Source organism: Pseudomonas costantinii (assembly GCF_001870435.1).
GTDB lineage: Bacteria > Pseudomonadota > Gammaproteobacteria > Pseudomonadales > Pseudomonadaceae > Aquipseudomonas > Aquipseudomonas costantinii.
On record NZ_MDDR01000021.1, the window covers coordinates 34,981 to 46,788 of the forward strand.

Below are 11,808 nucleotides of genomic sequence, written 5' to 3' on the forward strand. Positions count from 1 at the left end.
TAGCATGCCGCCACTCATTCGCATCAGCCTGTTCGCCACCCTGCTGGGCAGTGCCCTGACTTGCCAGGCCGAGCCGCAAACATTGCCCCTGGACCGTGCGCTGAGCGTGATCCCCGCGCAACAGCACCACGACCAACAGGTCGAGCTGTTGAACCGTACCCGCCAAGCGGTGCAGATGGCCGACGTGGCAATCCGCAGACCCGCTGGACGCGCCCAGGTCAGCCTGCAACCGATGTTTTCGTCCCAGCAAGGCAGTTGGCCGTTCGAGCCGTTCGTCAATAACGGCCTGTTCCGCGCGATTGCCGGGTACCAGTCGCATCACCCGCAAGCCGTGGTGATCAGTGGTGGCAGCATCACCCTGGCGCAACTGGCCGACGCCCTGCACGACCCGCGTGTGTTGCGGCGGCACAAAGACGGTTACCTGTTGAGCTACCCCCTGATGATCACCGCCAATGGCGGGTTGATACTGGAAGGCACCAGCCTGTACCTGTACAACTTTTCCGGTACCGCACTGATCAATCAGGGCCTGCTGAGCCTGAACCAGTCCCGGCTGGAAGGCTGGACCGGTGAAAAGACCAGCGACACCGACCGCGCCTATCGGCCTTTCGTGGTGTCCTGGGCGGGCAGCTCCACGCAGATCCTGGACTCCACCCTCAGCCGCCTGGGCTACAACGCCAACCTGTCGCAAGGCCTGAGCACCGCTATCAGCACCCAACAGGCGGCCAGCACACCAGCGGCCAATGTGTTGATCCGCAACAGTCACTTCACTGAGCTGTCCACCGCTGTCAACCTGCAACACGCCCGGGCACAGATCGAGCAGTCGACGTTTGAGCAACAACAGCAATACGCCATCGACCTCAACAACAGCCAGGCACAACTGCGCGGCAACAGCATTCGCGGCGTCGAAAACAACAGTGGCATCCGCGTACGCGGGCAAACCCGTGCATTGATCAAAGACAACCTGATCCTCACCACCGCCAAGGCCGGTATCGAAGTCAGTGAACAGGCCGGTGCCCTGCTGATCACCGGTAACCGAATCGGCGACTCCAAGGGTAATGGCATTCAACTGCGCAACCTGAGCGGCAACGACGGCGCCTTGATGATCGTCGACAACCTGATCAGCAACAGCCAGGGCAGCGCCATCGACGCCAGTGAAGTGCAGTCATTGGCGATACTGGATAACCGCATCACCACAAGCCCCGAGTACGCCATCAGCCTACGCAACGCTGCGCCACTGCCGGGTGAACTGGCGTTGACCGGCAACCGCTTGGGCGCGATTGGCAAGGCCGTGGTGCGGGTCGAAGGGATCGACAACGTGGTGCTGGGACACAACCGATATCAGGGCAAACCCATGCTGCAGAACCTGCTGATCGGGGACCTGATGCCCGTGCAAAGCCTGCTGCTGGATGCCACCGTACGCCAGAACTGTGTGGTACAGATCCGCCGCAGCCCCGACGCAGCGCCGCCATCGGCACTCGCATGCACTGACAGCAGCCTGGCGCAGTGAATGACCAGCGCACTGCTGTCGTTGGTCAGCACAAACTGTCACTGGCAACACGCCCACCTGCCATCCCATGGCAGGTGGTTTTGTATTGTCTTACTGCAAGCGCCCTCCCAACGGATACTCGACCGCCAGACGAATCTGGTTGGCGTCCAGTTCAGCCTGGGCAGCGTTGCCCCGGTGCACCGCATGGCGCAGGGTAAATGCCAGGTTCTTCGCGGCACCGGACTGCACCACGTAGCGCGCTTGCACATCACGTTCCCAATGCTTGCCACCCTTGCCGTAGCCCAGCCATGTGTAGCCGCCGTTGGGGTCCATGTGGCTGCCATCGATGCCGCTGCCGCGCACGTACAACGCCCCGAAGGTCAGGCCTGGAATGCCGTAACCGGCCAGATCCAGGTCGTAGCGGGCCTGCCAGGACGCTTCCCGAGGCGCGTTGAAGTCGGACAGTGCCACGGCGTTGCTCAGGTAAATGGCACCACGAGTGACGTAGTCGTAAGGCGTATCCCCCGCGACTTTCTGATAACCGACACCGAAGCTGTGGGCGCCGAGTCGATAGGTCGACAGCAAACTCCAGGTGGTGTTGTCGATGCGCCCGGACAAGGCTTTGCCGGTGTCCTGGGTTCGGTACAGGTTGAAGTCCATGCTCAAGGACTGGCCGGGAACCAGTGGTTGGGTGTAGATCGCTCCCAGGTAATGCTGGCGCCAAGTGTCCTCGTAGACAGCACTGAACAGGCTGGCGCTCAACCCCTTGATTGCCGTGTTGCGTACCCCTACCAGGTCAAAGCGGTTGCCCTGCTTGCCGTTGGAGTAGTTGACGACAAATCCTCGGTCATGACTGCTGGCGTTGCGGTCGGTGCTCTCGTTGAAGTGCCCGGCATACAGCGTGGTGGCCGGCAGTTCGCGGCTGGTCAACAACCACCCGGTGGCCGTTTCGGGTAGCAAGCGGCTGTCGGACGAACCAAAGACCGGGGTTTTCACCCGTTGCTCGCCGTAACGCAGTTCTGTCGAGGAAAACCGCAGTTTGGCTACCGCACCGCCTCGGCTGAATTCGTCCTTGGGGTGTCCGTCGTTGTCCACTCCCAGTAGCCGTGCCTTTCCGGCACGCCCACCGCCACTGTCCAATTTCCAGCCGGAATAAACGTGGGCATCAAGGCCAAAGCCGACGGTTCCAGGGGTAAAACCGGAGGTGTAATCGGCCATTAATCCATACGCCCATTCTTCGGCAAGATCACTGCGCTGGGCTCGGGGTTTGTAGGCGTTGCGCGCACCATTGCTGAGTGCGCCGTGCTGATAGTCGCGGCGGTCATAGACGCTGCGATTGAGGAGGCTCCATTGGCTGTCCTCGACAAAGCCTTTGGCCGTGTCTTGTTCCGCGGCAAAGGCGAGCAGGGACTGCCCTCCCAATGCCAATAGCAGGGTGTGGGTCGATAAGGTCTTCACGGTTTGACTCCAGAACGCTTGAGGCCAGGGTGCTCCGCCGAGCGGGGAACACCCGTGGGTACGTCAGAGGTATTTGAGGATTGCGATGTCGCGACGGCGCTGCTTGAGGTCGGCAAACCAACGCGTCGGGAAGAACAGCAACACCCCAAGAATCACGCTCCACAACCACACCATCGGCAGGTCGTCAAAGCCGTAGTAAGTGCCTTGGTTCGCGCCCCAGATCGCCAGCGCGACCAGGTACATGGCCTTGAGTACGTAGAGATGCAGCAGGTAGAAAAACATCGGCGCGCCCCCGTAAATCGCCAGCATCGCCGTGGACCAGCGATCCTGCCATTTCTCGAACAGCGCTAATAACAGCAACGACAGGGCCAGGGTTGGCATCAGGAACATCAGCGACGGCGGGTATTTCTTCGCGCTCATGAAACTCATGAACGTACGCAACGAATCACCGGTCTGCACCCAAGGCTTCTCGCCGTAGACATTCAGGTAACGGATGAACACAAAGGCCACCAGCAAGCCGGCGCCCAGCTTGACCAACCGGGATATACGCTCGGCGGGCGGCATGTCTTTGCCGAACCAGGGGCCGATGCCCCAGCCCAGCAAGATCACCCCAATCCACGGCAATATCGGGTAAGTGGTCCGGGCCCGAGTGAATTCAGTGATGTCGATAAATACCCGCTGATGCAGGATCGACCACGGAACAAAGAACGGCGACTCCGGCCCCACTGTCACGCCATCCAACAGGTTATGCCCCGCGACAATCGCTATCCCCAGTACGATCAGCCAACTGCGCTTGAAGTGCAGCAGCCCGGCCAGCACGATCATGCACAGGCCAATGCACCAGATCACCTGCAACCATAATGTCTTGGGTGGGAGCTCGGCGTTCCAGGCGAAGCACACGAAGGTAATTTCCAGGAACACCAGGAACATGCCGCGCTTGAGCAGAAACACCGACGTCTCGCGAGCGCTGTGTTTCTGGCTATACAGCCACGCCGACAGCCCGGTCAGGAAGATAAACGCCGGCGCGCAGATCTCGCTGAGCATACGGGTGAAGTATAAGTCCGGGGTTACGCTCAACGCGTCGATCGGGTCGGTGACCTGACGGTGCAGCAAAAAGGTTTCCCGTACATGGTCGATCAACATCAACAGCATCACAAAACCACGCAAGGCATCGATGGCCAACATCCGCGTGGAGGTCGCGACTTTACTGCGGGCAAGTGCCGGGGCAGCAGTGCCCGCCTGACCTGCCAATCCTGAAGAAAGGGTCATATCAATCACTCATGAAGGAGGCAATGAATCAGGCTTGTTTTTTCAGCCTGGCGACTTCCGAGGCCGGCAGTTGCGACGGTGCCCGAGGTAATGGGGGTTGGCCCTGCTGCCGGGAGAACGACAGCGTGGAGCTGAAGCGCTTGACGTCATACGCCTCGGCCTTGCCCTCATGGTTCACACGCTCGCCGGGGCTGTAGTCCTGATGTTCCACAGCCACCACGTACGTCCCCTGCCACGGCAACTCGAAGCTGACCTTGCCGGCGGCGTCACTGCGTTGGCTGAAGACTTCACCGGATGCGGTTTCCAACACCACGTCCTGGTTCGCCAGCGGTTTGGATGCGTAGAACACCTGAAACTGCGCCCGGTTCGTATCGGCGACGCCGGTAGGTACGATGTCCAGGGTCAGCTCAGGGGTGCGCGCGCGTAAATCACCGACCCAACGGGTGGCCGGCGTCCAATAGGCCTTCAAGGTCTTGCCGGCCTCATGCAGATCGAAAATCGGATAGTGCAGGTCCCTGGCCAACAACGAGTCATCGCGACTGGGTTGTTGAGCGAGGGCGAATGCCTGACGCTGCAAGGTCAGGCTCAATGGTGCAGACCTGTCGACGATCGACCACGTCTTGAGTTGCTTGAACCGGTCCATTCCCCCCGGCGTCACTTCCAGTACATTCTTGTCATATTCCCCGTAATACAATGCCAAAGGTTGGCCGGGAAGTGCTTCGTACCAAATCTGATGCGCCTCGCTGGTCGTCGCCAGCATCAACGCACCGTAACCCAACAGTGCTTTTGCGTTGCTCATTCGCATTTTTTTCGCTCCGATTGGTGGTGTTCAACGAATCGCTGCAGCGGCTTCAACAGGTTTGAAAACACCGCACAACACTCCGCGCCCTCACTCTGGATGCATTACAACGCAGGCACTTTTGCGCTTTGCGCCGAATTGCGCGCACACGCCGGGGCAGATGACTGTTTTAACGGGCCAAAACAGTGCTTTATGCGGCTTGCGTCGATATGAGGCGTTTAGCGGCGCCAAGGCGTGAACGTGTCCAATCGGGGTGCAAAGCCAAGGGGCCGTGAGCCCCCCATTTGCCAAGGCGAAACCACCCGAGCCGCCTTTTTTGGAGGCAGCACAGGGGGCTTTGGGCGATGGGTTTATTTCAGTGGCGCAGCAGTTTGCGCAGAGGGACGCCGTCTTTAAGCACGGGCGACTTGATGACGATGTAGCTGAAGTACTTGGAAATGCCGATGTTCTTGTCCAGCAGGCTTTCGACCACTTCCTGATAATGCTGAATGCTGCGCGTCATGAAGCGCACCAGGTAATCGTAGCCGCCGCTGATCAAATGGCATTCGAGCACTTCATCCACCAGGCGGATGTTGGACTCGAACTTGGCGAAGTCTTCCCGCTTGTGGTCGCTGAGGGTTATTTCGGTAAACACCGTGACCGAATCGGTAATCTTGGCCAGGTTCAAGTGCGCCTTGTAGCTGGAGATATACCCGGCCGACTCCAACCGTTTGACCCGTTGAAGACAGGGGCTGGCCGATAAACCAACGGCATCGGCGAGGCTGACGTTGGTCATCCGACCGTCCTTTTGCAGCTCGACCAAAATGCTGATGTCAATCCGGTCCAGTTTCACTTGCCCTTCCATCGCGTACCTCTTGACTGCCATTTGTAAGACAATCTTCTAGCAAAATCAGCGCCGTAAAGACAGCTGATGCTGAGCCACCAGATCCGCCATGCTGCTGATGCAGTAATCCGCCGCACAAGGCGTGGGCTGCCTGGCACGATGACGGCCAATCAAACAGCGGTCCAGCGCCAGGGTTGCACCGCCTGAGGCTCGCGTCACGTGCAGGACCGGCTCTGCTTGCAGCGCTGGGTGATTGAGCCATTCGGGATCCTCCGCCAGGGAGATAAAATCCTCCGGCGCGATCCCCAGCCGCTCACACAACACCGCTCGATCTTCCGCATCGCGGTCGCCACGCACCAGCAACCGGTAGAACTTGCGCAGGTAAAGCATGGCGCCCGGCGCATCCTCGAACAGCGACCAGTTGCTGGCTGAACGGGCGAAGCTCATGCCCTCCTCCCAGCTGGCGTGCAAGCCCCAACCTTCGGCCAGTTGGCGATGGGCAAAGCACAACACACCACTGAAGCCTAGCTCAGCAAAGCGTGGGTAGAGTGCCGCCACCACCGTATTGTATTCGGCCAGCACCTGCTCCTTGTTCGGCTGGCCGCCACGGCTGTCGAGTAACGGTTGCAAGGCTGTCCAGACCCCCGAATCCCGATCCACCAGCACTTCGTCGCAATCAATCAGCAATGCTCGATACGTTGTCAGCCCCATGGTGGGTCAAGCCTCCAATGATGCATTTTATTTACCCATGCTCAATAACGGCTCACGCGGGCACTGGCTCAGTTCAAGACCCGTGCCAAAGCGCCCTCAAGAATCTGCAGGGCTTCGTCAACCTGGGCTTCGGTGGCAACCAGAGGCGCAAGGAAGCGCAACACGTTGCGGTATACACCACACTTGATCACCAGCAAACCACCCTCGCGCGCGGCATCGATCACGCGCTGATTGAGGTCCGCATCCGGGCTGCGAACCGGGTCGTCCTTGATCAGTTCGATCGCCAGCATGAAGCCCGTACCACGTACGTCACCGATGCGTGGGTAACGCGCTTGCAAAGCGAGTAAGCCTTGGCGCAAGCGCTCGCCCAGCACTTGGCTGCGGGCCAGCAACTGCTCCTGCTCAAACGTATCGATCACTGCCAGCGCCGCCGCGCACGCCAAGGCGTTGCCACCGTAGGTGCCACCCAGGCCGCCAGGCAGCGGCGCGTCCATGATGTGCGCCTTGCCGACCACACCCGAAAGCGGCAACCCACCCGCCAGGCTCTTGGCCGCGGTGACCAGATCCGGCTGGATACCTGCGTGCTGGAAACCGAACCAGGTGCCCGTGCGGCCGAAACCGGTCTGGATTTCATCGAGGATCAACACGATGCCATGCTTGTCAGCGAGGGCGCGTAAGGCCTGGAGGAACTCGGCGGGTGCCGTGAGAAAACCACCGTCGCCCTGCACCGGTTCAATGATGATCGCGGCCACACGCTCCGGGGCAACCTGGGTCGCCAGCAACTCATCCAGAGCCTGGAGTGCCATGGCGCTGGTGACACCCCGATAGGCGTTCGGGTAAGGCGTGTGAAAAACCTCCGGCGCGAACGGCCCGAAATTCTGCTTATAGGGTTGGCTCATACCGGTCAGCGTGGTGCCCAGCAAGGTCCGCCCATGGAACCCACCGCGGAACGCGATGACCGCCGAGCGATTGGTGTGGGCACGTGCAATCTTCACCGCATTTTCCACGGCCTCCGCCCCGGAGGTGAAAAAGGCCGCCTTGTAGGCTTCCTGCCCACCGATCATTTCACACAGGCGCTGGGCGAGGTCCAAGTAAGGTTGATAAGCCACCACCTGGAAGCACGCGTGGGAAACCTTTTGCAACTGAGCCTGCACCGCCGCGACCACCTTGGGATGATTGTGGCCGATGTTCAACACGCCAATGCCACCGACAAAGTCCAGGTAACGCTTGCCATCCACATCCCACAACTCTGCGCCCTGGGCACGGTCGATCACCAGCGGGTGTGCGGTCACAAGCCCCCGCGGCACGAATTGATCGCGCTGACGGAGCAAATGAGGGGTTTCGTCGACTTTGCTGTTCATGGTAATTCCCATCGTGAGTCCGGCAACCGGAAGGTGGTTGCGATGGATTCAGGTTACGACGTGTACGAAACGGACTCAGCCGAACTTGCCCCGTGAGAAATTCGGATCGACTGTTTTACCCCTGCCTTTCAACAGATCCTGCGCCGGGGTTGAGCGATCATGAACGCTCCCTTCACCCAGCAGGAAATGCCCATGGCCTTGCTCTACAAAGCTGACCCGGTGCGCGGCCAACACTGGCAGGCACTGTTCGCCGAACACGCACCGGACATTCAGTGGCGCGCCTGGCCAGACATCGGCAACCCCAACGAGATCGAGTACCTGGCCGCGTGGCAGGCCCCGGATAATCTCGAACACGTGCTGCCCAACCTTAAAGTGCTGTTTGCGCTCTCGGCCGGGGTCGATCAACTGGACCTCAATCGCTTGCCGGCGCAGCTGCCGGTGGTGCGCCTGCTGGACCCAGGCATCACCCGAGGCATGTGTGAATACGCCAGTTGGGCCGTGCTTAGCCTGCACCGGGACATGCTGCGTTACCGCCAGCAGCAGACCGCGCGCTGCTGGCAGGCGCATCTGCTGCAACCGGCAGTCAGTCGACGCGTCGGCGTGATGGGGTTGGGCACCCAGGCGCAGCAGATCCTGGCCACCTTGAAACCGCTCGGTTTTGCGTTATCCGGTTGGGCCCGCAGCGCCCATCAAATACCCGGCGTGGACTGCTACGCCGGCGAACAACAACTGCCGGCGTTCCTCAGCCAGTGCGATATTCTGCTGTGCGTGCTACCGCTCACCGAGCAAACCCAAGGCATTCTCAACGCGGGGTTATTTGCCCAACTGCCACACGGTGCAGCCCTGATCAATATGGGGCGTGGCGGGCATCTGGTGGAAAATGACCTGCTTGAGGCATTGGCCAGCGGGCAGCTCAGCGGCGCGGTGCTGGACGTGCTGCAGGAAGAGCCGGCGCCAACGGATCATCCTTTTTGGGACCATCCGCAGATTGCGCTGACACCACACATTGCAGCAATGACCCAGCCGAGCACGGCTTTTGGGGTGTTGTTGGACAATATTCGACGGCATCAGCGCGGTGAGCCGATGGTGGGTGAGGTGGATCGGCGCCAAGGGTATTGAAAGCGCCGGCGATGCTGAGCATCGCCGGCCCGTCGGTGTCTAGTGCAACTTTCCTGCAATCGCCAGCCCCACGTCCTGCGTCGAGCCCTTCCCGCCCAGGTCCGGGGTAATCGGCCCCTCGCCTATCACTTCTTCAATCGCCTGCAGAATCCCATCGTGCGCCGCCCGATAACGTTGATCCCCGTTCCCCAGGAAGTCCAACATCAACGCGCCGGACCAGATCATCGCAATCGGGTTGGCGATGTTTTTCCCGTAGATATCCGGCGCCGAGCCATGCACCGGCTCAAACAACGACGGAAACCGCCGCTGCGGATCAAGGTTGGCTGAAGGCGCAATCCCGATGGTCCCCGCACAGGCTGGCCCCAGGTCGGAAAGAATGTCGCCAAACAGATTCGAGGCCACGACTACATCAAACCGGTCCGGTTGCAGCACAAAACGCGCGCACAGGATGTCGATGTGTTGCTTGTCCCAGGTGACCTCTGGGTAGTTCGCCGCCATCAATGCCGTGCGCTCGTCCCAGTACGGCATGCTGATGGAAATCCCGTTGGATTTGGTCGCCGCCGTCAGCCGTTTGCGCGGGCGGGTCTGGGCCAGGTCGAAGGCGAACTTGAGAATCCGGTCCACACCACGGCGGGTGAATACCGATTCTTGCAGCACGAACTCATGCTCGGTGCCTTCGAACATCTTGCCGCCGACCGAGGAGTACTCGCCTTCGGTGTTCTCGCGGATCACCACAAAATCGATGTCGCCCGGTTTGCGCCCGGCCAACGGGCACGGTACGCCGGGAAACAGCCGCACCGGGCGGATGTTCACGTATTGGTCGAAATCACGGCGGAACTTGAGCAACGAGCCCCACAGGGAAATGTGGTCCGGCACTTTGTCCGGCCAGCCTACGGCGCCAAAGTAGATCGCATCGAAGCCCTTGAGCTGCTCGAACCAGTCGTCGGGCATCATCTGCCCGTGCTCCAGGTAGTAATCACAGTGCGCCCAGTCGAGTACCTCGATGCTCAAATCCAGCTGCCACTTCTTCGCCGCCTGTTCCAGCACCCGCAGCCCTTCCGGCAGGACTTCTTTGCCGATGCCATCGCCGGCAATCGCGGCGATTCTGAATACCTTGCTCATCAAACGCTGCTCCCCGTCTCTGTGAATTACAGCCCGCCGATGTGGAAGGCTTTGACTTCAAGGTATTCATCCAGGCCGTACTTGCTGCCTTCACGGCCCAGGCCCGACTGCTTGATACCGCCAAACGGCGCAACTTCCATGGAGATGATCCCGGTATTGAGCCCGACCATGCCGAACTCCAACGCCTCACCGAAACGCCATGAACGGCGCAGATCCTGAGTGAAATAGTAGGCGCCCAAGCCGTAAGGTGTGGCGTTGGCCAGCGCCAGGGCTTGGGCCTCATCGGTGAAACGCATCAATGGCGCAACCGGGCCAAAGGTCTCTTCATTGGCCAGCAGCATGCCCGCATGGGTCTCGCCGAGGACGGTGGGCTGCACGAACTGGCTGTCGCCCTCAGGGATACCCCCGCAAAGCAACTGTGCGCCCTGGCTCAGGGCATCGTCGATATGCCGGGCGACTTTGTTCACCGCCGCCGGGTTGATCAGCGGGCCGATGGTGACGTCGGCGTCGAGGCCATTGCCGACCTTGAGCTTGCCCACCTCTTCCACCAGCCGTTGAGCGAAGCGCTCGTAAATACCGTTTTGCACCAAAATCCGGTTGGCACACACGCAGGTTTGGCCGGCGTTGCGGAACTTGCTGAGCATAATCCCGGCCACGGCCTGCTCCAGGTCGGCATCGTCAAACACAATGAACGGCGCGTTGCCACCCAGCTCCAGGCTCAAGCGTTTGATGTGCCCGGCGCTCTGACGCATCAACAAGCGGCCGACGGCTGTCGAGCCGGTAAACGAAATTTTGCGAACCGTCGGGTTACTGGTCAACTCTTCGCCGATACCTGTGGGCATGCCGGTCAACACGTTGAACACCCCGGCCGGAATGCCGACGCGCTCGGCCAATACGGCCAGGGCCAATGCCGACAGCGGCGTCAGGTCCGACGGCTTGACGATGATCGGGCAACCGGCGGCCAGGGCCGGCGCGCACTTGCGGGTAATCATCGCGTTGGGGAAGTTCCACGGCGTGATCGCCGCGCAAACGCCCACCGGCTGCTTGAGGGTCAGCAAGCGGCGGTCGCCGCTGGGGGCCGGCATGGTTTCGCCATAGACGCGACGGGCCTCTTCGGCGAACCATTTGACGAAGCCGGCGCCGTAGCGGATTTCACCTTTGGCTTCGTTCAGCGGCTTGCCCTGCTCGCACGTCATGATCAGCGCCAGGTCATCGAGGTTGTCGATCATCGCCTGATACCAACGCTCCAGCAGCGCCGCACGTTCCGCCGCCGGACGCGCGCGCCAGGCTGGCCAGGCGGTGTCGGCGGCCTCGATGGCGCGGCGGGTTTCAGCGCCTTGCATCGCCGGTACTCGGGCAAGTAGCTGGCCGCTGGCCGGGTCGATGACGTCCAGGGTCGCGGCGTTGTCGGCGCCGATCCACTGCCCGTTCACATAGGCGAGTTCTGCCAGAAGGCTGGGGTCTTTCAAACGATTCTTGAGCATGGTCGAGTCCTGATCCGAGACAGGTTTCAGTCTAGGGAGATACGACGGATGAGGATGCTGAAAGCGATTTGAGGACAGTGTCGGATGCTGAAATTTGCGTGGGAACGGCAGGCTCTACCGAGGAAATAAAGGTCTATTTGATCGTTCCCACGCTCTGCGTGGGAATGCTGCCCAGG

The 11,808-nt window shown here is 60.6% G+C and carries 10 protein-coding genes; 2 read left to right on the plus strand and 8 right to left on the minus strand.

From position 1 onward, the window contains the following. Nucleotides 1–4: 4 nt before the first annotated feature. On the plus strand, nt 5–1,507 hold the full coding sequence (locus BFL40_RS11235; RefSeq protein WP_071484049.1) for a right-handed parallel beta-helix repeat-containing protein: 1,503 nt from the start codon (nt 5–7) through the stop codon (nt 1,505–1,507). A 90-nt stretch (nt 1,508–1,597) separates the two neighbouring features. Here the strand turns inward: BFL40_RS11235 and BFL40_RS11240 are convergent, their stop codons facing one another. From BFL40_RS11240 to gabT, 6 genes are all read right to left on the minus strand, one after another. Beyond that, nucleotides 1,598–2,944 (minus strand): OprD family porin, encoded by a 1,347-nt coding sequence (locus BFL40_RS11240; protein WP_071484050.1) that lies wholly within the window; start codon nt 2,942–2,944, stop codon nt 1,598–1,600. Nucleotides 2,945–3,007: 63 nt separating this feature from the next. Next, a complete protein-coding gene (locus BFL40_RS11245; RefSeq protein WP_071484051.1) occupies nt 3,008–4,213 on the minus strand; it encodes an acetyltransferase domain-containing protein in 1,206 nt (401 codons plus the stop codon). Between the two features lie 28 nt (nt 4,214–4,241). Continuing rightward, nucleotides 4,242–5,012 (minus strand): DUF4198 domain-containing protein, encoded by a 771-nt coding sequence (locus BFL40_RS11250; protein ID WP_235864639.1) that lies wholly within the window; start codon nt 5,010–5,012, stop codon nt 4,242–4,244. 355 nt (nt 5,013–5,367) lie between these two features. After that, complete coding sequence (locus BFL40_RS11255; protein WP_010449292.1) at nt 5,368–5,856, minus strand: Lrp/AsnC family transcriptional regulator; 489 nt, start codon at nt 5,854–5,856, stop codon at nt 5,368–5,370. Between the two features lie 45 nt (nt 5,857–5,901). Next, on the minus strand, nt 5,902–6,546 hold the full coding sequence (locus tag BFL40_RS11260; RefSeq protein WP_071484053.1) for an HAD family hydrolase: 645 nt from the start codon (nt 6,544–6,546) through the stop codon (nt 5,902–5,904). A gap of 68 nt (nt 6,547–6,614) precedes the next feature. After that, nucleotides 6,615–7,907, minus strand: coding sequence for a 4-aminobutyrate--2-oxoglutarate transaminase (gene gabT, locus BFL40_RS11265; RefSeq protein ID WP_071484054.1), 1,293 nt, complete (start codon nt 7,905–7,907; stop codon nt 6,615–6,617). A gap of 192 nt (nt 7,908–8,099) precedes the next feature. Between gabT and BFL40_RS11270 the strand changes: the two genes are divergently transcribed. Then, the gene (locus tag BFL40_RS11270; RefSeq protein WP_071484055.1) at nt 8,100–9,026 is read left to right on the plus strand and encodes a 2-hydroxyacid dehydrogenase; all 927 of its coding nucleotides are present in this window, start codon (nt 8,100–8,102) and stop codon (nt 9,024–9,026) included. A gap of 39 nt (nt 9,027–9,065) precedes the next feature. Here BFL40_RS11270 and BFL40_RS11275 read toward each other — a convergent pair whose 3' ends face one another. Both BFL40_RS11275 and BFL40_RS11280 read right to left on the minus strand, forming a co-directional pair. After that, a complete protein-coding gene (locus tag BFL40_RS11275) occupies nt 9,066–10,148 on the minus strand; it encodes a tartrate dehydrogenase (protein WP_071484056.1) in 1,083 nt (360 codons plus the stop codon). Between the two features lie 26 nt (nt 10,149–10,174). After that, nucleotides 10,175–11,632, minus strand: a complete 1,458-nt coding sequence (locus BFL40_RS11280; RefSeq protein WP_071484057.1) for an NAD-dependent succinate-semialdehyde dehydrogenase — start codon at nt 11,630–11,632, stop codon at nt 10,175–10,177. Nucleotides 11,633–11,808: the final 176 nt, after the last annotated feature.

Coding starts and splice junctions, on each gene's coding strand:
- BFL40_RS11245 (WP_071484051.1), bottom strand. CDS start 4,213: ATGACCCTTTCTTCAGGATTGGCAGGTCAGGCGGGCACTGCTGCCCCG.
- gabT (WP_071484054.1), bottom strand. CDS start 7,907: ATGAACAGCAAAGTCGACGAAACCCCTCATTTGCTCCGTCAGCGCGAT.
- BFL40_RS11270 (WP_071484055.1), top strand. CDS start 8,100: ATGGCCTTGCTCTACAAAGCTGACCCGGTGCGCGGCCAACACTGGCAG.
- BFL40_RS11260 (WP_071484053.1), bottom strand. CDS start 6,546: ATGGGGCTGACAACGTATCGAGCATTGCTGATTGATTGCGACGAAGTG.
- BFL40_RS11235 (WP_071484049.1), top strand. CDS start 5: ATGCCGCCACTCATTCGCATCAGCCTGTTCGCCACCCTGCTGGGCAGT.
- BFL40_RS11250 (WP_235864639.1), bottom strand. CDS start 5,012: ATGAGCAACGCAAAAGCACTGTTGGGTTACGGTGCGTTGATGCTGGCG.
- BFL40_RS11255 (WP_010449292.1), bottom strand. CDS start 5,856: ATGGAAGGGCAAGTGAAACTGGACCGGATTGACATCAGCATTTTGGTC.
- BFL40_RS11275 (WP_071484056.1), bottom strand. CDS start 10,148: ATGAGCAAGGTATTCAGAATCGCCGCGATTGCCGGCGATGGCATCGGC.
- BFL40_RS11280 (WP_071484057.1), bottom strand. CDS start 11,632: ATGCTCAAGAATCGTTTGAAAGACCCCAGCCTTCTGGCAGAACTCGCC.